This window comes from Modestobacter sp. KNN46-3, assembly GCF_011039295.1.
Window position 1 is genome coordinate 1 of the sequence record NZ_JAAKGN010000069.1, and the last position, 23,302, is coordinate 23,302.

General features: G+C 72.3%; 23 protein-coding genes, 2 pseudogenes and 1 riboswitch. Of the genes and pseudogenes, 16 read left to right on the forward strand and 9 right to left on the reverse strand.

Annotated elements, in window-relative coordinates:
- Positions 1–13: 13 nt before the first annotated feature.
- From G5C62_RS28715 to G5C62_RS15100, 3 genes and pseudogenes are all read left to right on the forward strand, one after another.
- Positions 14–145, forward strand: a pseudogene (locus G5C62_RS28715) (threonine/serine exporter family protein); the annotation flags it as partial.
- 34 nt (positions 146–179) lie between these two features.
- On the forward strand, positions 180–605 hold the full coding sequence (locus G5C62_RS15095; protein WP_206330664.1) for a hypothetical protein: 426 nt from the start codon (positions 180–182) through the stop codon (positions 603–605).
- Between the two features lie 462 nt (positions 606–1,067).
- Positions 1,068–2,330: a cytochrome P450 gene (locus G5C62_RS15100; protein WP_241175917.1), complete on the forward strand. Its 1,263-nt coding sequence runs from the start codon at positions 1,068–1,070 to the stop codon at positions 2,328–2,330.
- Between the two features lie 45 nt (positions 2,331–2,375).
- Here the strand turns inward: G5C62_RS15100 and G5C62_RS15105 are convergent, their stop codons facing one another.
- The 7 genes and pseudogenes from G5C62_RS15105 to G5C62_RS15130 all read right to left on the reverse strand — a co-directional run bounded on the left by G5C62_RS15105 (position 2,376) and on the right by G5C62_RS15130 (position 10,648).
- Complete coding sequence (locus tag G5C62_RS15105) at positions 2,376–2,573, reverse strand: hypothetical protein (protein WP_036335543.1); 198 nt, start codon at positions 2,571–2,573, stop codon at positions 2,376–2,378.
- A gap of 125 nt (positions 2,574–2,698) precedes the next feature.
- Positions 2,699–3,121, reverse strand: a complete 423-nt coding sequence (locus G5C62_RS28145) for a zinc-binding dehydrogenase (protein ID WP_241175918.1) — start codon at positions 3,119–3,121, stop codon at positions 2,699–2,701.
- A gap of 308 nt (positions 3,122–3,429) precedes the next feature.
- Positions 3,430–3,645, reverse strand: a pseudogene (locus G5C62_RS29030) (NADP-dependent oxidoreductase); the annotation flags it as partial.
- Positions 3,646–3,712: 67 nt separating this feature from the next.
- Positions 3,713–4,567, reverse strand: coding sequence for a helix-turn-helix domain-containing protein (locus G5C62_RS15115; RefSeq protein ID WP_164701640.1), 855 nt, complete (start codon positions 4,565–4,567; stop codon positions 3,713–3,715).
- Positions 4,568–4,889: 322 nt separating this feature from the next.
- Positions 4,890–5,522: a DUF305 domain-containing protein gene (locus tag G5C62_RS15120; RefSeq protein WP_036335484.1), complete on the reverse strand. Its 633-nt coding sequence runs from the start codon at positions 5,520–5,522 to the stop codon at positions 4,890–4,892.
- A gap of 843 nt (positions 5,523–6,365) precedes the next feature.
- The gene (locus tag G5C62_RS15125; protein ID WP_241175919.1) at positions 6,366–7,652 is read right to left on the reverse strand and encodes a M23 family metallopeptidase; all 1,287 of its coding nucleotides are present in this window, start codon (positions 7,650–7,652) and stop codon (positions 6,366–6,368) included.
- A gap of 35 nt (positions 7,653–7,687) precedes the next feature.
- Positions 7,688–7,843, reverse strand: a riboswitch (cyclic di-AMP (ydaO/yuaA leader).
- Between the two features lie 618 nt (positions 7,844–8,461).
- Positions 8,462–10,648 (reverse strand): ABC transporter permease, encoded by a 2,187-nt coding sequence (locus G5C62_RS15130; RefSeq protein ID WP_036335486.1) that lies wholly within the window; start codon positions 10,646–10,648, stop codon positions 8,462–8,464.
- A 184-nt stretch (positions 10,649–10,832) separates the two neighbouring features.
- Here G5C62_RS15130 and G5C62_RS15135 point away from each other — a divergent pair, with 184 nt between their 5' ends.
- On the forward strand, positions 10,833–11,492 hold the full coding sequence (locus tag G5C62_RS15135; RefSeq protein WP_164701641.1) for a TetR/AcrR family transcriptional regulator: 660 nt from the start codon (positions 10,833–10,835) through the stop codon (positions 11,490–11,492).
- 421 nt (positions 11,493–11,913) lie between these two features.
- Here G5C62_RS15135 and G5C62_RS15140 read toward each other — a convergent pair whose 3' ends face one another.
- Positions 11,914–12,120, reverse strand: a complete 207-nt coding sequence (locus tag G5C62_RS15140; RefSeq protein WP_241175920.1) for a hypothetical protein — start codon at positions 12,118–12,120, stop codon at positions 11,914–11,916.
- Positions 12,121–12,489: 369 nt separating this feature from the next.
- Here G5C62_RS15140 and G5C62_RS15145 point away from each other — a divergent pair, with 369 nt between their 5' ends.
- The 10 genes from G5C62_RS15145 (at position 12,490) to G5C62_RS15190 (ending at position 20,764) form a co-directional block, all read left to right on the forward strand.
- Positions 12,490–12,864 carry a hypothetical protein gene (locus tag G5C62_RS15145; RefSeq protein ID WP_164701638.1) on the forward strand — a complete coding sequence of 125 codons (375 nt, stop codon included), beginning with the start codon at positions 12,490–12,492 and terminating at the stop codon, positions 12,862–12,864.
- Positions 12,865–13,262: 398 nt separating this feature from the next.
- Positions 13,263–14,246, forward strand: coding sequence for a tripartite tricarboxylate transporter substrate binding protein (locus G5C62_RS15150; RefSeq protein ID WP_164701642.1), 984 nt, complete (start codon positions 13,263–13,265; stop codon positions 14,244–14,246).
- Positions 14,243–14,815 (forward strand): tripartite tricarboxylate transporter TctB family protein, encoded by a 573-nt coding sequence (locus tag G5C62_RS15155; RefSeq protein ID WP_164701643.1) that lies wholly within the window; start codon positions 14,243–14,245, stop codon positions 14,813–14,815. The genes G5C62_RS15150 and G5C62_RS15155 overlap by 4 nt, the downstream gene beginning before the upstream one ends.
- Positions 14,812–16,317 (forward strand): tripartite tricarboxylate transporter permease, encoded by a 1,506-nt coding sequence (locus G5C62_RS15160; RefSeq protein WP_164701644.1) that lies wholly within the window; start codon positions 14,812–14,814, stop codon positions 16,315–16,317. The genes G5C62_RS15155 and G5C62_RS15160 overlap by 4 nt, the downstream gene beginning before the upstream one ends.
- Positions 16,289–17,209 carry a sugar kinase gene (locus tag G5C62_RS15165; RefSeq protein WP_164701645.1) on the forward strand — a complete coding sequence of 307 codons (921 nt, stop codon included), beginning with the start codon at positions 16,289–16,291 and terminating at the stop codon, positions 17,207–17,209. Before G5C62_RS15160 ends, G5C62_RS15165 begins: the two co-directional genes overlap by 29 nt.
- Positions 17,210–17,229: 20 nt before the next feature.
- Positions 17,230–17,973 carry an IclR family transcriptional regulator gene (locus G5C62_RS15170; RefSeq protein WP_164701646.1) on the forward strand — a complete coding sequence of 248 codons (744 nt, stop codon included), beginning with the start codon at positions 17,230–17,232 and terminating at the stop codon, positions 17,971–17,973.
- Entirely contained in the window at positions 17,961–18,587 is a 627-nt protein-coding gene (locus G5C62_RS15175; RefSeq protein WP_164701647.1) for a bifunctional 4-hydroxy-2-oxoglutarate aldolase/2-dehydro-3-deoxy-phosphogluconate aldolase, read from the forward strand. The genes G5C62_RS15170 and G5C62_RS15175 overlap by 13 nt, the downstream gene beginning before the upstream one ends.
- Before the next feature lie 25 nt (positions 18,588–18,612).
- Positions 18,613–19,647, forward strand: a complete 1,035-nt coding sequence (gene mgrA / locus G5C62_RS15180) for an L-glyceraldehyde 3-phosphate reductase (RefSeq protein ID WP_164701648.1) — start codon at positions 18,613–18,615, stop codon at positions 19,645–19,647.
- Positions 19,644–20,135, forward strand: a complete 492-nt coding sequence (locus G5C62_RS15185; RefSeq protein ID WP_164701649.1) for a heme-degrading domain-containing protein — start codon at positions 19,644–19,646, stop codon at positions 20,133–20,135. The genes mgrA and G5C62_RS15185 overlap by 4 nt, the downstream gene beginning before the upstream one ends.
- 473 nt (positions 20,136–20,608) lie before the next feature.
- Positions 20,609–20,764 (forward strand): Zn-dependent oxidoreductase, encoded by a 156-nt coding sequence (locus G5C62_RS15190; RefSeq protein ID WP_164701650.1) that lies wholly within the window; start codon positions 20,609–20,611, stop codon positions 20,762–20,764.
- A 472-nt stretch (positions 20,765–21,236) separates the two neighbouring features.
- Here the strand turns inward: G5C62_RS15190 and G5C62_RS15195 are convergent, their stop codons facing one another.
- Complete coding sequence (locus G5C62_RS15195; RefSeq protein ID WP_164701651.1) at positions 21,237–21,710, reverse strand: SRPBCC family protein; 474 nt, start codon at positions 21,708–21,710, stop codon at positions 21,237–21,239.
- 312 nt (positions 21,711–22,022) lie between these two features.
- Between G5C62_RS15195 and G5C62_RS15200 the strand changes: the two genes are divergently transcribed.
- Positions 22,023–22,406 (forward strand): VOC family protein, encoded by a 384-nt coding sequence (locus G5C62_RS15200; protein WP_164701652.1) that lies wholly within the window; start codon positions 22,023–22,025, stop codon positions 22,404–22,406.
- Positions 22,407–22,447: 41 nt separating this feature from the next.
- A complete protein-coding gene (locus G5C62_RS15205) occupies positions 22,448–22,732 on the forward strand; it encodes a DUF1905 domain-containing protein (RefSeq protein ID WP_081975589.1) in 285 nt (94 codons plus the stop codon).
- Positions 22,733–23,302 lie beyond the last annotated feature (570 nt).

A 23,302-nucleotide genomic window follows, 5' to 3' on the forward strand; every position in this document is an offset into this window, starting at 1 on the left:
GGCGCACCGTCAGCTGGACGACGTGCTGTCGGCGCCGCACCCCTACCGCCGGTCGATCCACGCGCTCGGCTGGTCGGGCGTGGCAGCCTGTGTCGCCTTCCTGCTCGGTGGTGGCTGGCTCGTGGCCCTGGTCGCGGCGGTCACCACGGCCGCGATCGAGCAGACGATCCGCGCCGGCAGTGGCCCCGGCGGTGGCGGTGGCCCCGGCGGTGGCGGTGACCGCTGCCTCCCCGTCCACGATCGCCCAGATCAGCAACAGCTCCGGTCCCGTGCAGCCGCGCGCGCAGGCCGCCGCGAACGCCGTCGTGACCGACGTGCCGGGCGCCGCGGGCATCACCATCGGTGGGACGCGGGCCAGCGCCACCGACCCCAACGGCCACCCCTCCGGGCTGGCCCTGGACTACATGGTCATGTCCGACACCGCGCTCGGGGATGCGATCGTCGAGTACCACATCGCCAACTGGGACGCCCTCGGCGTGGACTACATCATCTGGCAGCAGCGCATCCTCATGTCGCCGACCGGCTCGTGGAGCCCCATGGCCGACCGCGGGAGCGCAACGGCCAACCACATGGACCACCCGCACGTGAACTACCTGGCGGGCTGACCCGCCCGGTCCGCTCCACCCGGACACAGTGCCCCCCTGCCCGTACCGCGGGCAGGGGGGCACTGTCCGTCTCCGCCTCCGAGGGCCGCCGACGGTGTCCGGCCGTCCGCATGGGATGGTCGGGGCAGAGCCCACCGCCACGGACGGCCCGCCACGGCGCGGGCACCGTCGACGGCGACCGTGCGACGCCCGTGATCCGATCGAGGTCCCACGACGTCGTCGCACGGCGGACGTCGCACGATCAGCACCCGACGCCGGTCGGGTGCTGGTCCCCCGGTGGGCTCGGCGTGGCTCGCCGTCGCGCCGGTGCCCGGACGACGACGAGGGATCATGTCCACGACCGACTTCTCAGCACCACGCAGGTCCAGGCGTCGCCGCGTGCGGCGGACCGCCGCCCTGGCCGCCCGACCGGTGACGCGGAGATCGCGCGGGTGGTCGCGGCGCCAGCGCAGCGCACGGGCCGTGGCCCAGGCATGGCTGGGCCGCATCGTGGAGCGACGGATCCGCAAGAAGGGCATCGACCTCACCGAGCTGACCTTCTTCCCGGAGAGCGCTCGGCTGCCCCTGCTGCGGCGCGGGGTCCACCCCGTGCCGGAGCTCGCCGAACTGCGCGCCCGCTGTCCGGTGGAGCGACTCGACCTGCCCATGGGTCTCGCGGCGCACCTCGTCACCGGGTACGAGCAGGCCCGCGCCGTCCTGGCCGACCGCGACTCCTACAGCAACGACATCCGGCACCTGTTCGGCGACGCCGGGCCCGGGTCGACAGCAGACGTCGGCGGCCTGTGGTTCACCGACCCGCCGCTGCACACCCGGCTGCGCAAGCTCGTGGCCCCGGAGTTCACCCGACGCCGGCTGGACCGGCTGGAGCCCACGGTCGAGGCGATCGTCACCCGCCGGCTGGACGAGCTCGCCGCCGCCGGATCGCCTGCAGACCTCGCCGAGCACGTCTCCTGGCGGGTCCCCATGGACGTAATCTGCGGGCTGCTGGGGCTGGACGACGCCGACCACGAGGCCTTCGTCCGGCTGGGCACCCAGCGCTTCGACGCCACGGGGGGCGCGGCCGCGGCGCTCGGTGCGGTGTCGGAGCAGAAGCGTATCCTCCTCGACGTGGTGGCGCGGCAGCGGACGGCGCCCGGGCACGGCCTGATCGGGCGGATCCTCCAGGCCGAGGGCGACGCCCTCTCCGACGACGACCTCGCGGGCCTCGTCGACGGGATCGTCACCGGCGGCTACGAGACCACTGCCAGCTCCATCTCCCTGGGCACCATGGTGCTGCTGCGCGACCCCGCCCATGCCGCCATCGTCCGAGAGGGCTCACCGGCCGAGATCGACGGCCTGGTGGAGGAGCTGCTGCGCTACCTGTCGGTGGTCCAGGTGGCCTTCCCGCGGTTCGCCAAGCGGGACCTGGAGCTGTCCGGCTGCCCGATCCGGCAGGGCGACCTCGTCGCCGTCTCCCTCAGCGGGGCCGACCGCGACCCGGCCTGGGCCGGCCCACAGCCAGACCGGTTCCAACCGGACCGGTCCCCCGCCGGCGGCCACCTGGCGTTCGGCCACGGGATGCACCGCTGCGTCGGCGCTGAGCTCGCGCGCATGGAGTTGCGCATCACGCTCCCGGCGCTGTTCCGCCGCTTCCCTGACCTCGCTCTCGCCGTTCCCGAGGAGGCGCTCCCCTGGCGGGGGCTGTCGTTCGTCCACGGCGTCGAGGAGCTCCCGGTCTCCTTCTGACCGCAGCCGCCCGGCCGGGCAGGTCGTCCCGGCCGGGCGGTCGGGTCAGCGCTGCTGCCGTCGCGCGACGACGACCAGACCGGCCAGCACCACCGCGATGGGCGCCCAGGCCGGCAGCCCGAACGGACCCAGCAGCAGCGCCGCCACGAACAGCAGCAGCTGGAAGGCCACGAAGAAGCCCGCCAGCACGACGACCCAGAAGACCACGGGCCGCTCGATCTGCAGTCGGCGCAAGTGCTCCACGTCCACATCCCCTCATCGGTGTGCGTCCCGCAGGGGACACCAGCCACATCGGCACGCGAGGCCGCAACTCCAGTCGACCACACCCGGCGCCCGGCGCGACGGCCCGGGAAGCACAGGTCGCGGGCTCAGGCCGGTTCGACGACGACCTTGCCCTCGAGGCGACCGGCGGCGGCCTCGGCGTGCAGCGCGGGCAGCTCGGTCAGCGGGATGCGGCGGGTGACCTCGACCTGCAGGTCCCCGCTGTCGACCAGGGACACCAGCTCGGTGAGGCGGTCCCGGTCGGGCAGCACGAACACGGTCGCTGCGCTGACGCCGCGGGTCTCGTCACCGGGGGTGGCCATGAACGCGGTCGTGCTGACGACCTTGCCACCGTCGCGGACCAGGGCGACCAACGCGGCGAACCGGTCGGGGTCGATGGGGGCGAGGTTGACCAGCACGTCGACCTGCTCGTCGACCGCGTCCAGCACGTCCGTGGTGGTGTGGTCGATGACCTGGTCGGCGCCGGCTGCGCGGACGGCGGCGCTGCTGCGCGGACTGGCGGTCGCCACGACACCCCGGCTCGTGCGGCCAGCGCGACGGCGTACTTGCCGACCACTCCCCCGGCACCGTTGACCAGGACCCGCTGCCCGGCGGTCAGCTCCCCGAGGTCGAACAACGCCTGCCAGGCCGCCAGCGCCACCGACGGCAGACCTGCCGCGTCGGGCAGGGGGATCTTCGTGGGGGCCGGGACCAGCGCCTCCGCCGGGGCGATCACGTACTCCGCCGCGCCGCCGTCCCGTTCCATCGGCAGGAAGCCGATCACCGCGTCCCCCACCTGCAGGCCGCCCTCGCCGGTGGTGCCGCCGACGCCGTCCCCGAGCACGTCGACCGTGCCGGAGACGTCGTATCCGGGCACGTGCGGCAGCACGACCGGGATCGGCAGGAAGCCGCCGCGCATGCCGGCGTCGGCGACGTTGAACGCCGAGGCCGCCACCCGCACCCGTACCTCGCCTGCGCCGGGGGTGGGCTGGTCGACGTCCTCGTAGCGCAGGACCTCAGGACCGCCGACCTCGTGGAAACGCACTGCCTTCATCGCTGGACCCGCTCTCGTGGTGGTGACGTCGTTGAGACGTCACCCAACGTCGCAGGTCCCGGCGCTGTCAGCCTGGGCCGGTTTGGCCCACCTTGACGACCGCCCGTCCATCGGCTGCGCCGACCACCTCCACCAGCCGCGCCGCATCGCGCGAACCCGGCTCCGCGGTCAGCATGACGGCCGCCAGGTCGTCACCGGGGATGGCGATCAGGTTCCCGACGAGGGTGAGGGAGTCCCCGTCGGACTGGGTGAAGGTCGCGCTGCTCTCGTAGGCCGCCACCGGTCGCGGTGCCCGCCAGAGCGTGTCGAACCGCCGGCTCCGGGTCCGCATCTCGTCGACCATCGCGGCGAGCGACGCATCGCCGGGGTACCGCAACAGCGCGGCTCTCAGCTGAGCCACCTGGATCGTCTCGTGATCGGCGGCGTCGGCGTCGGACTGCTGGAAGGCAGCGAACGGGTGGCAGAAGATGCGCCAGGCCACGTTCCACTCCCAGCGCTCCCCGGTGAGGTCCCAGTGCTCCAGGGCCAGGAACCCGCTGTTGACCGCGACGACGTTCATCGCCGCATCGGTGACGATCATCGGGGTGTCGGAGAACCGCTCCAGCAGCCGCGTCGCGCCCGGCCCCAGGTCGGTCGGCACCTGCCCGTCCGCGGCGGCGTACCCGGCGAGCGCAGAGAGCCGTTCGTAGTCCGCCCGTCCGACGCGCATGGCCCGGGCGATGGCCTTGACCACGCCGGCCGAGGGATGGCTCCGTCCCTGTTCCAGTCGGCGGACGTAGTCGGCGGACATGCCGGCGAGCTCACCGAGCTCCTCCCGCCGCAGGCCGGGGACCCGCCGCCCGCCGACTGGCAGCCCGACACCCGAGGGGTCCGTGCTCTCCCGCAGGTGGCGCACTGCTGCGCCGAACTCATGACGCTCCACAGCGCGAGTGTGCCCTGGAGACCCGCACCGATGGTGTCCGTCGGCCGCCTCCAGCGTCACGAGCGATGCGCGCGGCTGCCGAGAGGTGATGTCCGCTCACCGGGTCCGACGTCGCCCGGCGGGCCCCTCGCCGAGCGGGTCCGGGTGCTCTGGACGCGGCGGACCACATCGACGGGCTGTGCGCGGGGACAGCCGCTGAGGGGACTGCGGTCACCGCACGAGTCGACCGAACTGCGGCGGCGATCGAGCGGCCGAGGCCACCCGGGACACGGGAGAGGTGGGGCGCGGTGCCCGGACGGCACCGCGCCCCACCAGGAACGGATCAGCCACCCAGCTCGGTGAGCAGCTGCCGCATCTCCTCGATCTCCTGCGCCTGGACCTCGCTGATCGAGCGAGCCAGGTCGACGGCCTCGGCATTGCGGCCGTCCTCGACCTCGGTCTGCGCCATCTCGACGGCGCCCTCGTGGTGCTCGATCATGGCGTCGAGCCACATGCGGTCGAAGTCCCGGCCGGCCGCAGGCATCTCCTCCATGCCCATGCCCATGCCGCCGTCCATGCCCATGCCGCCCATGTCCCCGGACCCGTGGTCCATGCCGCCCATCGGACCGGGCTCCTCGAGCGGCTGGCCCCACTCCTCCAGCCAGGCCGTCATGAGGTCGATCTCCGGGTCCTGACCTGCTTCGATCCGCTCGGCCAGGTCCACGACCCGGGGATCGGAGGCGCGGTCGATGGCGACCGCGGACATCATGAGCGCGCCCTCGTGGTGCGGGATCATCCCCTGCGCGAACGCGACGTCCGTGTCGTTGAACTCCGCGCCCTGCTCGGCGGAGCTGTCGTCGGCCGCGTTGCCGCCGGTGGCGGAGGTCTGCTCGGTGTCCGAGCAGCCGGCGAGGACGATGACGGCGGCCATCAGCCCACCGGTGAGGCGGACGAGGCGAATGCTGGTGCGGGTCATGCTGGGTCTCCTGTCTGACAGATGTGGGCATGCGTGCAGGACCCCGGGACAGCGGGAGCTGTCGGGGTGCAGCTGTTCGGCCTAGATCCGCAGGAGACAGAGAGCAGAGAGGGTGGGTGGTCGAGGCTGCCTCGACCACCCGGTGGGCCAGCGGGAAGGTGTGGGCGAGCCGCGGGCGGGCGGGAGCGCCGAGCCTCGGCGGAGCACCACGGCCGCGAGGACGGTCAGCCCCGCGAGCAGAACGGCGAGGCACACCGCCAGGAGGTGACCGTCGTGCCACGGGGCCGGCAGGCCGCTGGACCCGGTGGCATCTGCGTCTGCTGCCCCGCGTGTGGCTGCGACGCGCCGGTGGTCGGGCATCGCACCTGCGACGGGGCCCAGATGGACGGACGCTGCCGGTACATCGACCGAGGCAGCCGCACTGAGCGATGTGGACCCGTGTGCCAGCGCTGAGCCCGCGGCCGCGCACTGGATCCCGTGCATGGCGAAGACAGCAGCCAACAGCAGCAGCGCCGCCCATAGCCGTGCCACCAGGACCACCTCCTCCACACGAAGGTACGACGGCCTGGCTGGCGCACCCGAGAAGGCCGTCGGCCGCTTGGACCGAGTGTCGGCCTCGGTGCCGGTCCATCTCCTGCTCGGTTGCCGCCTCGCGCCACGGTTCCCGCATGGCTGATCCCCCGAAGCCGACCCCGACAGCCTCCAGGGGGACGTGACGCCCGGGCCCTTCCTCCCACGCTGAGCATGACCGCAAGACGGCGTGACGGTCCCACGGCAACCACCACTCAGCGGCGCTGACCGCCCAGTGGTGTCAGCGACTGACAGCGTTCGAGGCCCCCGAGGTCAGCCGCAGCTACCGCCCAGCGGCAGGCCGCGGGCGGCCAGCCACGGAACCGGGTTGCTGCGGTCCTGGTAGAGCCCACCCTGATGCACTTCGAAGTGCAGGTGCGGACCGGTGGACTGACCCGTGTTGCCCACCAGCGCGATCTGCTGCCCAGCGGACACCTGCTGTCCCGCTTCGACCGAGTAGCTGTCGATGTGCCCGTAGAGGGTGATCGAGCCGTCCTCATGCTCCAGGTAGACAGCCAACCCGAAGCCGGATGCGGGGCCGGCCTGGAGCACCACGCCGGCTTCGGGCGCATAGATCGGTGTGCCGATCGGGGCGGCGATGTCCACGCCGTGGTGCATCGTCCCCCAGCGGGCGCCGTAGCAGGAGGTCACCCGGCCCGCGGTCGGGATGCCGGCGTTGGGCACGGGCCGTCCACCTCCCCGGGAAGCCGCACCGTCCAGCCGTTCCGCCAGTAGTGCATCGACATCGCCACTGCTCGGTTGCTCCGTCGGTACCGCAGTGACATCGCTGCCGGCCTGCTGTTCCACCGGCTCCGCAGCAGCATCGCCCCCGAGGGTGACCACCCGCTCCCGCGCCTCCTGCAACTGCTGCTCCAACGCGGCCCTGTCCCCCACGGCGGCGTCGTAGGTCTGCTGCGCCGCGGCGAGCTCGTCGTTGGCGACCCGTTCGGCCTCCGCGGCGGATGCGGCGGCCGCATCGCGGGCAACCACGGCGGCCTTCGCTGCCTCGGTAGCCGCCTGCTGCTGGCGCTGGACGACCTCGAGCTCGTCCAGTCGCTCGCCCCGGTCATCACCCAGCAGCTCCAGCGTGGCGGCTCGTTGGAGGACTTCCTCGGGGCTTCCTGCGGCGAAGAAGGCCGACGCACTGCCGTAGGCGTCAGCGCCCATGTAGCTCTGCCGGGCCAGTGCGACGACGTCGGCTCGCGCCTGCCCGACTGCTGCCTGCGCAGCCGTCAGCTCGGCCACCCGGGCGTCGGCCTCCTGCCGGGCTGTGAGCAGCGCGGCCTGGGCGACCAGGCTCTGGTCGGCGACCGCCTCAGCCTCCACCGTGAGCCGCCGCAGGGTCTCCTCCGCCGCCACCACCGACGCCTCGACGCTGGCCAGCGCGGCCTCGGCCTCGGCGAGTCCGGGTTGGCCTGCCGGGGCCGGCGGGGGCTCAGGTGCGGCGTGGGCTGCCGGACCGGTGAGCACCAGCAGCAGGGCAGCACCGGCGGCCAGCGTCGGCGCAGTGAACGCGGCGCGCCATCGGGCGCGGCGGCGTCGGTGGACATGGTGCTGCAAGACGGTGTCGTGCGACGTCGCCAACGCGGCGAGCTCCGTTCTCCCTCGCCGTCTACCGAGTTAGCTGACGGGTTCGGGCCGGAGACAGCCCTACTCGCGGCGGCGCATGGGCCAGGCGAGATTCACCCCAGGGAACGATGGGTCCCCGGTCTTCCACCGCGTGAGCGGTAGCAGTTCGACGGGGTCTGCGCGAGGACCTCTGGGCGAGATCGGGGCTCGGGCGGACCGGCCGAGACGCTACAACGAACCCCGATGGACGTCACAATCCAGTAACACCAGGCAACCATCGCGGCCGGCCGCACCATCAGGGGCCAGTGCATGTGTGCAAGCGCCACAGGCGGCCGATCAGGCGGACGCCGGACCAACTCCCATGTGCCTCAGCAGATCAGCAAGCCGACGCGACACGTCCACGGAGGCCACTCCTCAATCGCCATCACCGACGACGTCTCCCCCGACGTCTTCCGGAACGCCGTGGCCACCTTGAACGCCGTCCTGGGGTACTCGGGTCGGCTGACGGTGGTCGAAGACGTGGTCGAACACCCGGAACAGCGACAGGGGCCGCCCCCGGTCTCGCGGGAACGGCCCCTGTGTCGTGCTCTGTCGGGCTGACAGGGACCCGAACCTGCGACCCCTTGACCTCCATCTCCTGCGCGGGGTCCGCCGCCGTCCACCCTGATCAGGATTCCCGTGGTCAGCGCGTCACCACGTCCGAACGCGCAGCGGCAGGGGGTGCCAGGACTTGCCTCCGTGCCACCCCGTCCCGGACCCGGCCCGGGCTGGACGGCGGATCGCCGCCCAGCCCGTCGTCCTCAGCGGGCCCCGGCGCCCTCGAGCCGGTCGGCATCGGTGCGGTCGGTCCCGTCCCGGTCGGCGTCCTCGTCCGCCGCCCCGGGAGGCGAGGGGCGGCCGTCCGGCCCGGGGACGCCGGTCCCGTCCTCCCGGCGCCGCAGCCACCGGTCCACGACGAGGTTGAGCAGCAGTCCGATGACGCCCCATACGGCGATGACCAGGAGGTCCCGGCCGACCCCGGCACCGTCGAAGTAGACCAGCGACCTCGCCGCGTCCACCGCCGCGGGCAGCGGCAGCACCTCCGACAGGCCGCGGAAGACCTCGGGGACCATGTACAGCGACAGTCCGCCCCCCGAGGCCGGGACGCCGGCCAGCATCAGCACGACCATCACCGGCACGATCGCGGCCAGCCCCAGCGTCCGGGTGAAGACGCCGGTCACCACCGCCATGGCGAAGATGGTCGCCGCCCCGAAGCCGATCATCTGCCAGGCGTTCCCGTTGACCGCACCGATGACCACGTCGAAGAGCAGCCACAGCCAGACGGCCATGCCGACCGACCAACCGGCGAGGTGCGGTCCGAACTGGCGGAAGCGCTTCAGCTCGGGAGCACCACCGCGGAAGACGGCCATGATCAGGAAGCCGGCCATGATCCAGGCCATGCCGACGTACATGCTGTTGCTGCCCATGGTGTCGGAGTCGCGCAGCGGCGTCAGGTCGGTCTCTGTGAGTGGCACCTGCTGCCCGGCAGCGACCTGACCGAACACCGCGCGCACCACGCTCTGCTGGCTGACGCCGGCGCCCGCGGAGGTGTAGAGGGTGGCGTCCTCACCTGGGCCGGCGGGGAGCACGTAGGCGGCGACGACCTCCCCGTCGACGACGGCGTCGGTCGCGGCGTCCACCGACCCGGCCACCTGGACGTCGACCATCGACCCCAGGCTCGACTGGAGACCGTCGGCCACCTGCGACGCCTGCTGCCCCGTCGACCCGACCACGGCCACCGGGAGCTCACGCACCGTCGGCTCGTGCATGGCGAAGCTCATCAGGCCGACCACCATGACCAGGATGGACAGCGGGAACGCCGCTGCGGTCACGTAGCGGAACCGCAGGGACCGCAGCGGGCCGCCGGCCAACGCCGGGAGCGGCGCGTCTGGGTCGGTGACCGCCGGGGCGCCGGGGACCGCCAGGCCGCTCGCGCGCTCCTTGAGCAGCGACAGCCCCAGCGCGACCACGACCCAGACGGTGAGCGTGAGCAGGTGCCTGCCGAGCCCGTCACCGTCGAAGTAGACGAGCGAGCGCAGCGCCTCCCCCGCGGCCGGGAGCGGCAGCACGCCGTGCAGGAAGGAGAAGAAGCCCGGCATGACGTCGACCGACAGCGCCAGGCCCGAGGCCGGCATGCCCAGCACGACGTAGAGCAGCATGCCGATGAGGACGGCGAGGGGGCCCATCAGCTTGGTGAACAGCAGCTGGGCCGCCCCGACCGCGCCAACGGCCAGCATGCCGACGCCGAAGAAGCCGAGGAAGTGCCCGTCCACGGCACCCACGATCGGCCCGAGGATGAGCCAGATGAGCGCGCTCGTCCCGGCCGCCCAGCCCAGGAGCACCGGCACGAACCGCCGGACCGACAGCAGGTGCGGCAGGCCCAGCAGGATCACGCTGAGCGGGACGTACCCGGCCAGCATCATCCCCATGGCGGCGAAGAGCACCGCCGTGCCGGAGGAGTCACCCGGGTTCAGCGGGGCGACGTCCTCGGACTCGATGGTCCAGCCCTGCTGGACGGCGACCGGCGCGAGCAGCTGCTGGACGGTCGTGGCCTGCGAGGGCCCGGCCGCGTTGGCGGTGTAGAGGGTCGCCGCGTCGGTGCCCGGCTGCGGGACCTCCAGCGCGCCGACGACCTCCCGGCTCTCCAGCAGCTCGACAGCTTCGCCCGCCGAGCGGACCAGACGCGGGGCCACGGCGTCGTCCGGGACGGCGGCGAGCAAGTCCACGACCGCTTCCGCCTGCGCGCCGACGCCGACCACCGCAACGGGCATGTCCCGCGGGTGCGGCGCGTGCATGGTCCCGACGTACGTCGCGTACATCATCGTGACCATCAGGAAGGGGATGAGGAACAGGAAGACGTAGCGCGCGATGCGGGTCCGGCGGTCCTCGATCGGCGGGCCGACCACGGGAGGACCGGCGGCGGACGATGCGGCAGTGAGGGGCTCCATGCGACTGCTCCTGACGAGGGCGGGCGAGCATCGGTGAGGTGACCGACTCCGGCTGCGGCGGCGGAGCGGGACGCGTGCGCCCGGGCTGAGACGATCTGAATGTAAGTCATATGACTTACAAAGTCAGCAACCGGCTAGCTTGACGCGGGTCACAACAGAGGAAGCCAGCCGAGGAGGCACCCAGGTGGCACGGTCCGACGCTGCCCGCACGGCTCTGCTGGACGCGGCCGAGCGCCTGTTCGCCGAGGCCGGCATCGCCCAGGTCTCCGACCGGAAGGTCGCCGAGAGCGCGGGCAACACCAACCACTCCGCCGTGCGGTACTACTTCGGCGGCCGGGAAGGGCTGCTCCAGGCGCTGATCACCCGCCACCTCGTCGCGCTGGAGCCCCCCCGGCGGGCGATGTTCGCGGGCTCCGACTCGGTCCTGGAGGACGTCCGCAGCCTGGTGGTCCCGTTCACCGACGCGTTGGGGGCGTTGCCGCAGCCCAGCAGCCGGGCCCGCTTCCTCGCCCAGGCGCTGCACGACCCGATGGCCGCGGGCCTGCTGGGCGATTCGACGGACCTGGCACCATCCGCTTCCGCGATCACCCATTCCGTGGTGGCTCGTCTCGACCACCTGGGCCGGGACGTCGTCGTGGGGCGAGCGAGGCTGATGACCCGGATCGTCTCGACGACGTGCGCGGACGTCGAGCGGCTGTCCGACCACGACGGCGCGGCCCCCTCCTGGCAGGCGGTGGGTGACTTCCTCGCCGACGCGATCGCCGGGATGCTGTCGGCTCCTGTCACCCACCGGCCCGGCGTCCCGCTGGACGTGACCGACCACCCGGCCGCCCTGGTGCTGTGACGCACCAGGGCCGCGCCGGGCCGGCGTCAGACATGGCCGCCGACCGCAGGCCCTGTCGATCTCGACGACCCGGGCGCCGACATGTGGCCAGACCGGCCGACCCGAGGCCAGCCGAGATCCCCGATGTCGTGATGGGCGCGCCCGAACACGTCGAAGGCGGGCCGACCTGATGGTCGACCCGCCCCTGACCTGCAACTGCATCTGTCGGGCTGACAGGATTTGAACCTGCGACCCCTTGACCCCCAGTCGTGGGCGGGGGGTCCGTGCCAGTTCGCTGACGTTCATTCCCGCTGGTCAGCGGCTCGTCCGGTCTGCGGCGAACTGCCGCGGACGGGGGCGGACGGACTCAAATGGTGGTCAAGTGAGCCCGGGGACTGGCCGTTGCGCGAGCCGGTTGAGCACGACGGCCAACCACGGGCGGTCAGCTCTGGTCGGGTGTCTGCGGGAGGACGACGACCCCGTCGGAGGCCGCACAGAGCCACTCCCCCTCGGGGAAGACCACGCCGGCGAAGGTGCCGGGCTGGTCGGCACGACCGGAGTGCCGCCCGCGTTCGCTCTTGCGCGGGAACGTCCCCAGCACGCGGATGCCGATCGGCTGCTCGGCGAGCTCGTCGGCGTTCGCTCCCACCGAAGGCCGAGAAGACCGGCTCGCAGACCTGGATCGTCGGGTGGGCGTCACGCAGGTCGGTGGTCGCTGGAACCCTGGCCATCGCGGGTGTTCCCTCCTGTCTGGTCGTGCACGGCGACGCCGGGGGGCGCCGGGGTCTAGTGCGCTGCCTTCACCACCAGCACGGGGCGGTTCGCGTCGAGCAGGACCCGCTGCGCCTGACTGCCGGCCCCCTATTCCGAACCGCTCGTCGTGGGCGGGCGGCGTCCAGGCACTCGGGTCGTGAGTGCAGGCGGTGCAGAGCCCTTCGCCTCCCGGCGCGCCGTCCCCGCCACAGCCGGCCCGATGGCCACTGACTCGCGCCGAGCGCTCTGACAGTCGACGGTCCTGATGACCAGAGCTGCGGTGGTCCTTCTCGGCAGCCCCTGCAGTGCCACGGACTCCGGCACCTTCGACAGCAGCATCACCGGCGTTAACGACCGGCTGCACTCAGACGACCTGGGCCGGGTCACCCTGGCGCCGCAAACCGCGATCGACACCTGCGGGAACTCCGCCGCCGCCTACCCGCCTGCGCCAGCCCACCGGGGACACCCGCTGGGTGTCCGCAGGGACCGGACGTTGTGCAGCGCCGATGGCACCGCCGTACGGCTGCTCGGCACGGCCTACGACATCATCGACCAGCGGGCCATCGACGACGACGTGGCGGTGGTCGCCGTCCGCCCCCACCCTGATGACCGCCCGCACCCGGCTGAGGCAGGCCCATGAGTGCTGCCGACGTCCGTCCCAGCTGAGTCAGCAACGCAGTGACGCCTCCTCCGTTGTGTCGGCGCCGGGAGGACCGGCCGGCAGACCCAGCTTTCCCGCTCGATCACGCTCGCCCGAGTCCGGCGCGCCTGCTCCTGTCCTGCCTCTCCGTGATGGGCGCTGTGCATGTCGCCCGCTTCGGCGGGTCGGAGGTCATGAACGCCGTCGATCGCCCGACCCCGTCCCCAGGGACGGCGAGCAGCTGTTCGACAACTCCTCGTCAGGCGTCGATTCAGCCACGCCGCATCCGGGGCCCACGCCGATTCCGGACGACCCTCTTGTCCCTGTGACGCGCCTGACATAGCGTGTGCGCATTAGGCAACCTCGTTGCAGTATATGCAACATACGAGAGGACGAAGATGTCCACACCCGTCACCGCCCGTCGATCCGCCGCCGTCGTCGCGGTCGCCTCCCTCGCCGTCGCCCTCAGCGGGTGCGCCTCCCGTGAAGGCGGTGGCGGGGCCGCCGAGGGAAGCGACTTCCCGGACGGCTCGATCACCCTGTACACACCTACGGCGGCCGGTGGGGCCACCGACTTGACCGCCCGCACCCTGGGCGCGGAGCTCGAGGACGACCTGGGCGTCTCCGTCGTCGTGGAGAACCGGCCAGGCGCCTCTGGCTCGGTCGGCATGCAGTTCCTCGCCGGCCAGGACCCCGACGGCTACTCGATCGCCGTCCTGCCGGTCGAGGTGAGCATGCTGCAATACCAGGACTTCGACGTCGACCCGGCGGACTACGACTTCCTCGGGCAGGTCAACGCCCAGCCCGGCACCATCGCCGTCCCGGCCGACAGTCCGTACCAGACCCTCGAAGACCTGGTCACGGCGGCGCAGGAGGACCCGGGCACGCTGTCGATCTCGACCGCCGGTGCCGGCTCGATCTGGGACGCCGGCGTGAGCGCGCTGTCCCAGGCCGCCGACATCGACGTGCAGGCAGTGCCCTTCGACGGCGGCGCCCCTGCCGTCACCGCGGCCATCGGCGGCCAGGTCGACGCAGTGATCGCCGGGATCGGCGAGACGGCACCAGCCAACGCCGACGGACGGCTGCGCGTGCTGGCGGTCTTCACCGAGGAGCCGGCTCCGGCCCTGGATGGTGTGCCGACGGCGATCGAGCAGGGCTACGACGTCCAGATCGGTAGTTGGGCGGTCATCGCCGCACCGACCGGTCTCCCCGACGACGTCCGCGACACCTTGGAGTCCGCCATCGCCACCGCCGTGGAGGCCCCTACCTACGTCGAGCTGATCGAGAGCGGCGGCAACATCGTCACCTACCGGGACGCCGACGAAGCCAGTGAGTTCGTCGATGAGGAGAGCACCCGGTTCGCCGAACTGCTGACGTCGTGAGCCCCCGGATCTCGGTGCCCTCGGCGAAGGCCGAGCGCACCGGCGGCCCAGCCGTGGAGTCCACCGGCCCGGACGCGACGCTCGCCGGGGACACGGCGGACGGGCACGTCGACGTGGCGGCACCGGCCCCCTACAGCCGAGCCCGAGACCTGCTGGTCGCCGCCGCTGTCGCGGGCCTCGGGGCGCTCACTCTGGTCGGCAGCCGGGGCCTGCCCGGACGCGCCGGCGACGGGAGCCTCGGTCCCGACTGGTGGCCGACCGTACTGGGTGTCTGCCTGCTGCTGACTGCCGCCGGCATCGCGGCCGCCGGCCTGCTGCGCCGCACGGTGCCCGACGACGAGTCGGTCACCCGGCACGGGTTGCTGCAGCTGGGTGGCCTCATCGCCCTGGTCCTCGGCTACGGCATCGCCTGGCATCAACTCCACTTCGTGCCCGTGACGTTCGCGTTCGTCGCGGCTGTGACCGCGGTGCTCGGCAGCCGGGGCGTCCGTGCCCTGGTGGTCTTCCCGGCGATCATCGTGGGGCTGTCGTACGGGATCTTCGGCCTGCTGCTGCGGGTGCCGCTGTGAGCGCCCTCACCGAGGGCCTCGGCGACCTCGCCGACCCTTACATCGCGCTCTGCCTGGTCATCGGGGTGTTGCTCGGCTCGCTGGTCGGCGCCGTGCCGGGGGTCACCGCCACCATGGCGGTGGCGCTGGCGGCCGGGTTCACCCTCACCCTGGACCCGCTGCCGGGTCTGGCGGTGCTGCTGTCGATCTACGTCGCTGCCCAGTTCGGCGACCGGGTCCCCTCGATCCTGATCAACACCCCGGGGACGCCGGCCTCGATCGCCACCACCTTCGACGGGTATCCGCTGGCCAAGCAGGGCAAGGCCGGCATCGCGCTCACCAGCTCCGCGCTGGTGTCCGCGGTCGGGTCGCTGGCCGGCATCCTGATCCTGGTGTTCCTGGCCCAGCCGCTGGCCGCGTTCGCCCTGGAGTTCGGGCCGATCGAGCTGTTCTGCCTGGTCGTGTTCGGGCTGACCATGATGATCGGCGTCTCCGGCGGCCGGGTCGTCAAGGGTCTGGCCGCCGGGGTCGCCGGGCTCCTGCTGGGTGTTGTGGGGCGCGACCCGATCACCGGTGACCAACGGTTCACCTTCGGGTTCGACGAGCTGGCCAGTGGCGTCCCGTTCATCGCCGCGATCATCGGGCTCTTCGGCATCGCCGAGGTGACCAATCAGCTCGTCACCGCCCGCCCCGGCGCACTGCCCCAGCCGATCACCCAGCTCGGCCGTTGGTGGCCCAACCGCGCCGAGGCCCGCTCGCTGGTCAAGCCCACGGCCATCGGCTGCACGGTCGGGTCGGTCGTCGGTGTCGTGCCGGCCGCCGGCGGCGACATCGCCGGCGTCGTCGCCTGGGACCAGGCGCGCCGCGCCTCCAAGACCCCCGAACGGTTCGGCAAGGGCGCCCTGGAGGGCGTGGCCGCACCGGACAGCGCCAGCTGCGCCACCATGGGCGGCTCGCTGACCACGACCCTGGCCGTCGGCGTGCCGGGCGACTCGGTGATGGCCGTGATGCTCGGTTCGATGGTCGTGTGGGGCCTGCAGCCCGGCCCGGCGCTGTTCGTCACCAACCCCGAGCTGGTCTACAGCCTGGCCGGCCTGATGACGCTGGCCACGGTGCTCGCCCTGGGCCTGGCCCTGATGCGCATGCGCGGGGTGATCAAGCTGCTGACCATGCCGCCGCGCTACCTGGCCGTCGTCGTGGTGACGTTCTGCATGGTGGGCACCTTCGCGGTGCAGAACAGCGTCTTCGACGTCGCCCTCATGTGGGTGTTCGGGTTGCTCGGCCTGCTGATGCGCCGGTTCGGGTTCCCGCCCGGCCCGCTGGTGCTCGGGCTGATCCTCGGCCCGCTTGCCGAGAGCAACCTGCGGCGCGCGTTGCTCATCGACGGCGGAGACGCGCTCTTCTCCAGCCCCATCGGGATGACGCTGATCGCCGTGAGCGTGCTCGCGGTCACCGTCCCGCCTCTGCGCAGCTCTCTGAAAGGACGCCGCTCCCGTGAGCGCACTCCCACCCCGGTCGGCTGAGGCCGACGCCCCCACGGTCGTGACCCTGGGCGAGAGCATGGCCCTGGTCACCCCCACCACCCGGCAGCCGCTGCGGACGGCGGAGCACTTCACCGTCGGCATCGGCGGCGCCGAGTCCACCGTGGCGCTGTACCTGACCGGGCTCGGTCATCGAGCGGCCTGGGTCAGCGCCATCGGCGCGGACCCGCTGGGGGCCCGGCTGGTGGACGAGGTCAGCCGGCACGGCGTCGACGTCAGATGGGTCGCCGTGGACCCCGCAGCACCCACCGGCGTCTACTTCAAGGACCCCGGCCCGGACGGGACGACGGTGCACTACTACCGCGCCGGCTCCGCGGCGTCCCGGATGGGGCCGGAGGTGCTGGACCGGGTGGACCTGCGAGGGGTGCGCGTGCTGCACCTCACCGGCATCACCTCGGCGCTCTCGGGCAGCTGCGCCCGGCTGACCGACGCCGCGATCGCCGCGGCCCGAGACGCCGGCGCCCTGGTCTCTTTCGACGTCAACCACCGGGCGGGGCTGTGGTCCCACGCCGAGGCGGCTCCCGAGCTCGCCCGGCTGTCGTCCGCGGCCGACCTGGTGTTCGTCGGTCGCGACGAGGCCGAGGGCCTGTGGGGCGAGAGCGACGCCATCCGGCTGTACGCCCGACTGGGGCTGCGCGGCACCCTCGTGGTCAAGGACGGCGCACTGGGCGCCACCGAGTTCGACGGGGCCACCGCCACCTTCGAGCCGGCGGTCCCGGTGCAGGTGGTGGAGCCGGTCGGTGCAGGAGATGCCTTCGCCGCTGGGTACCTGTCCGCCATGCTCGGCGGACAGGACGTCGTCGACCGGCTGGGCTTCGGACACCGAACCGCCGCCCGCGCGCTGGCCAGCACCCAAGACTTCGTCCCCGCCTGAGCCGACACGAGGAGACGACGGTGTCCCAGAGCATCCAGCGCGCAGCCGAGATCCTCGAGCTGGTCAGCATGCGACCACGCACCCAGAGCGAGGTCGCTGAGCACCTGGGCGTGCACCGCTCCACCGCGCTGCGCATGCTGCAGACACTGACCGAGGCCGGGCTGACCCGCCGGCACGCCGACGGCCACTACGGGGTCGGCTACCGGCTGGCCGGCTTGGCCTCGATGGCGGCCGAGCAGTTCGACCTACGCAACATCAGCCGCCCGCACCTGGCGGCGCTGGGCCGGGAGTGCCTGCACACCGTGCACCTCGCGGTGCTCGACGGCAGCTCGATCGTCTACGCCGACAAGATCGAGCAGCCGGGCATGGTGCGGCTGTACTCACAGGTCGGACAGCCGGTCGTGCTGCACACCGCCGGGGTGGCCAAGGCCATCCTCGCGTTCCAACCCGACGTCGTAGTCGACCGCATGCTGACCGACCACGCCTTCACCCGACACACGGAGACCACCTTGACCTCCCGCGCTGCCTACGACGCCGAACTCGAGCAGGTCCGCAGCCGCGGCTGGTCGGTGGACGACGCCGAGTACGAGGACTACGTCAACTGCGTGGCCATGCCGATCCGCGACGCCCGCGGGAACGTGCTGGCCGCCGTCTCGGTGACCGCGCTCAAGGCGCGCGCCGACCTGGCGGCGCTGGAGAAGCTGCTGCCCCGGCTGCACGAGGTGGTCGGCGACGTGTCGCGTGCGATCGGATGGCGACCGTGACCGCGGAGGGCCGCACCCCGCCGACCTTCGACGCGCTGTTCGCCCGCACCCCGGTGATGGCGATCCTCCGAGGACACACCCCGGCACGGACGGTTGCGCTCTGCGAGCGCGCCTGGTCGGTCGGCATCGACGTCGTCGAGGTGCCCATCCAGTCCCCCGAGGCCGTCGCCTCGCTGCAGGCTGCCGTGGAGGCCGCAGCGAGCGCCGGCCGCGTGGTCGGCGCCGGGACGGTGACCTCGGCCGAGCGGGTCCGCCGGGCGGCCGATGCCGGCGCCGTGTTCACCGTGGCCCCGGGCTTCGACCCGGCCGTCACCGCGGCCAGCCGGGCTGCCGGACTGCCGCACCTGGCTGGCGTCGCCACCCCCTCAGACGTGCAGGCTGCGCTGGCCGACGGCCAGACCTGGGTGAAGGCGTTCCCGGCCTCGGTGCTGGGCATCGGGTGGTTCGCCGCGATGCGCGGGCCGTTCCCCGGTTTGCCCCTGGTGGCCACCGGTGGCATCGACGCCCACAACGCCCGGGACTACCTCGCTGCCGGCGCCCGTGTGGTGGCCGTCGGATCGGCCCTCGACGACCCACGCCAGCTCGACCTGCTCGCCGAGCTCACCGCCGGCTGAGCCCCTCCACGAGAAGAGAGCCCCGATGAGCTACACCCCTGCCCCCGACCGCTACGACCGGATGCCGCACCGCCGGGTGGGCCGCAGCGGCCTGCAGCTGCCGGCCGTGTCTCTGGGCACCTGGCACAACTTCGGCGACGACACCCCACTGGTGCGCCAGCGCGCCCTGCTGCAGCACGCCTTCGACCTCGGCATCACCCACATCGACATCGCCAACGGGTACGGACCGCCGGCCGGTTCGACCGAGCGCAACGTCGGCCGCATCCTGGCCGAGGACTTTGCCGGGTTGCGCGACGAGCTGGTCATCGCCACCAAGGCCGGCTACCCGTTCTTCGCCGGCCCGCACGGCACCGGTGGGGGACGCAAGCACCTGCTCGGCAGCCTGGAGCACTCGCTGCGCAGCCTTCAGCTGGACCACGTGGACGTCTTCTACATGCACCGTTTCGACCCCGAGACGCCGCTGGAGGAGACCGCCTCGGCGCTGGACACCGCCGTCCGGGCGGGCAAGACCCGCTACGTGGGCATCTCCAGCTTCTCCGCCGCCCGTAGCGCTGAGATGAGCGAGCTGTTGCGCCAACTGGGTACGCCGCTGTTGATCCACCAGCCCTCCTACTCGATGCTCAACCGCTGGGTCGAGGAGGGCGAGCCCAGCCTCCTGGACGTCGCCGAGCAGCAGGGTTTCGGGGTCATCGCCTTCTCCGCCCTGGCCCAGGGTCTGCTCACCACCAAGTACCTGGACGGTGTCCCCGAGGGGTCGCGGGCGACCCAGGGGAAGACGCTGCGGGAAGGCATGCTGAGCGAGGCCAACATCGAGCGGGTCCGGGCGCTGAACACCCTGGCCGAGCGGCGCGGGCAGACCCTGCCGCAGATGGCGCTGTCCTGGGCGCTGCGCGATGCGCGGGTCACCTCGGTGCTCATCGGCGCCAGCCGCCCCGAGCAGCTCGACGACACCGTCCGCTGCGTCCAGGCCCCCGACCTCACCGCAACCGAGCTGGCCCAGATCGACGAGCACGCCCAGGACGGGGGGCTGAACATGTGGGCCGCCTCGTCGGGGGCATGAGCGTCCCGGTGGGCGAGCGGGAAGAGGCCGCCGCCGCGCTGGCCCGGATCACCGCCGAGGAGCGTGAGCTGGTGTTCTCGCGCTTCGACCGGGAGACCGGCTGGGCCCTCGGCATGTTCCTGCGCGATGCCGCACTCGACCGCGAGCTGCCGATCGTCGTGGGGGTGACCCTGGCCGGGCAGCGGCTCTTCCACGCCGCCCTGCCCGGCGCCACCCCGGACAGCGACGCCTGGCTGGACCGCAAGGCTGCCGCAGTCGTGCACTTCCAGCGCTCATCACTGGGTGTCCGGGAGCAGTTCCGCTCCGCCGGCCGGGACTACGCGAGTGACTCCCGGCTGGACCATGCCCTCGTCGCGGCCAACGGCGGGTGCTTCCCGATCACCGTTGCCGGGCTCGGGGTGGTCGGCACGGTGGGCGTCTCGGGGCTGCCGCAGGTCGAGGACCACGCCCTCGTGGTCGAGCAACTGCGCGCGTTCCTGGCCGACTGAGCACCGCTCGTCAGCTGGGCCGACACGGCCGGGGTCGGGAGACGGCCGCGAGCCCACAGGAGGATCCGCGACGGGCCGGGGGCCCGGGACCGGCGCCGGCGCAGATCACCCGCTTGAGCAGTGCTGAGGTCATCGCCGTCGTCGAACAGCTGCTCGCCGTTCCCGCGGACGGCGAGCAGCGTTCGTCATCAACTCGTCAGGCGTCGACTTCGCCGACACAGCCCCGCGACACCAGTGCACGCAGGTACACGACCGCTCCCAGGTGCGGTGACGGCGTCACTGCTCGGCCACCTCGGCCAGGAGGGCGCCAGAGCCGGCTACGCCGCGACCTCGCCCGCTGTGCCGAGGCGTTGGGGAGTGGGCGAGCGCCCGGTTCGCCCGTGCGATGACTGCACAGATCGATCAGGCCCGCCCGGAGCGCGACCACGACGACCACCCACTCGACCTCTCGGCGCTCCCCTGGCCTCTTCCGCATGCGCGCTGTGCAGATCACCTGCTTCGGCGGCCCCGAGGTCATGCACATCGTCGACCTGCCCGACCCCACACCTGGAGACGGCGAGCAGCTGTTCGACATCTCCTCGGCCGGCGTGAACTTCGCCGACACCCACCACCGGCTGTCGGTCGACTGAGCTGACGATCGCGACACACGGACGGGCTGTCGGATCCACCGGCGCCGCGCTCGGCCCGGGCCGGCCTGGTGGCAGCACCGTGACACGGGCTCCCCGGGAGAGGGGCAGACGTCGGGAACGCCGGAAGAGTCCTGCTCCCCGCCCGGGAGTTCGTGCCCTTCGCCAGCCGCTGTCTCGCCCAACTCCTCGACGAGGAGCGGTCGGGTGCTTCGTCTACGCGCTGACTGCTGAGGGATCCGCTTTCGGGACGGCGGACAGCTGGCCCACCCGGCCGCTGCCGGTGGGTCGATGGCCGTTCCCTGTGTGGCTCGGCGGCCCGGCCGCCCCGGCGACTACGACCAGGCCTACGCCATCCACGATCGACTGCGCCCGCCCGCATCCGGCAGCAGCAAGCGTGTCCCCCGCGTCGACGAACTCGCGTCCGCTGCCGGAGCGGGTCTCATCGGGGCCTCGCGCCCGGTCGGGCGGTTGCCTACGCCGTGGCGAGCACCGCGAGATGGCGCAGTGAGTTCTGCAGGTGCTCGACGCCGAACGGCGGGAACCCGATGACCTCGCGCGCCTGTCGGGTGGCGCCGGACCAGTCGTATGTGAGCCGGACCTCGGTGTCGCCGTCCGCCGCCGCCGCGAGGTCGTAACGCCAGATCCAGCCGCCGAAGCTGAGGCGCCCCCCGGCGTCCTCCGTCCCCGGCGCCCAGGAGATGAGGCGCGGCGGATCGAACTCCCGAACCTGGTTGGCGATCTCGTACCGGCCGTCCGGATGGTCGGCGTGGTACATGGCCATTCTGAACACCTGCCCCGACTGCGTCAGTCGCTCGCCGCCCCGCGGCCCACACACCCACCCCGTGCCGTCGATCGCCGCATGGCTGGCGGGATCGGCGAGCACTGTGAACACGGCGTCTGCCGACGCCGGGACGGTGCTGGTGACGGAGAGGGTCTCGGTGGCCATCGCTGGTCCCTTCGGTCACATGCGTTGCTGGGCAAGGGGCGTTCGTGTCTCGGGTGGAGACCCGCCCCGGCCCCGCAACTCATCGGCCGAGCACACGTCAGCGCGACGCCAGGTCCTGGCTCGTGAATGAGCCTGTCGCCCAGAAGTCGGGCCGTTCAGGTCCCCACGAGCCGCCGACCTGCAGCCGGATCCCGTGCAGGACGTCACGGGGAGGCGCCTTACCCCCATCCCAGAGTCGCCGGAGCGGGTTCCCCTTGCGGGACGGCCGGGCGCGGGCGATGAGTTTCCGGGCGAGATGGCGTCTGAGGCGGTATGACGATCACGACGAGAGTGTTGAGTCTCTCCGTTCCGGTGGCTGACCAGGACGCCGCGCTGAGGTTCTACACGGAAGTACCGGGCTGCGAGCTCGGCACCGACGTGGAGGTGTGGCCGGGCGCGCGGATGATCGAGGTCGTCCCGCCCGGCTCGAGCGTCGCCCTGGTGCTCCTCCCCCCGGACAGCCCGATCCCGATCGCCATCCGATTGGGCACCTCCGATGCTCAACAAGCCCACGACACGGTCCGCGAGGCCGGCGCGACCGTGCACAACGAGGAACTGGTGCGGACGGAGGGGGTCCCGGCGATGTTCTCCTTCACCGACCCCGACGGCAACGGTCTGGTCTACCTGGAGGACTCCGACCTGAGCGAGCTTCGGTGAGCCCGACAGCCCAGCGCCCAGCAGAGCGAAGGAGCACGATCGTGGCCGATCCCCGTCCCCTGGACATCACGTTCACCGCCCGGCTGGGCAAGGTCCGCCCGGCAGACACCTGGACCTGCGTCCAGCTGCCAGAGTCAGCACAGATCTTCGGGACTCGCGGCCTGGTCAAGGTCGCCGGGACCGTCGACGGGCACCCGTTCACCGGAGCCTTCATGGCCCTGGGAGACGGCACCCACAAGCTCCCGGTGGCTGCTCCGATCCGCACGGCCATCGGCAAGGGCGACGGAGACGACGTCGAGGTCCACCTGACCCAGCGGCTCAACTGAACCCGGCAGGTTCTGGATGTCCGCTGAGGATCCGCTCCCGCACCTCGCTGGGAGGGCGCGAACAGTCCGGTACCGAACGTGTCGTGCCTGAGTCGTTGACCGGACGCACGAGCCTGCCTGCGGTGCTCGGTCGTGTAGCCGGCACCGGGGTCCGCGCTGGAGGGCGACCCGGTCCACGTACTCGATCAGCACCGAGGTCATACCTCCGTCTGAGTGGCCGGCGTCGCCGATCAGTCGCACCAGTGCAGGGCGCGGCCTTCGCCCGCACCGCCGGGTCGCGGTGGTGCAGGAGCCGGCTGTAGGCCGCGGAAGCGAGTGCGGCCTGCGCGAGCTCGGTGACGCGCTGGGGGTACTGCGGCCGGCGTTGCGTTGGTCGAACAGCACCGCCCGGTAACAGGTCGGGTCGACTTGTCGGCGCATGGCCGGGTGGCTGCCCGAGCCTCGAGTGGCGTCCACCAAGGTGGTGTGCGACGGCCCCGGTGACCAGCGGGCCCTCCACATAGAGGCGGCCACCGCGTGATCTTCTGGATGACCTACCACAGTCCTTCAGGAGAGCTACGCGATGACCGC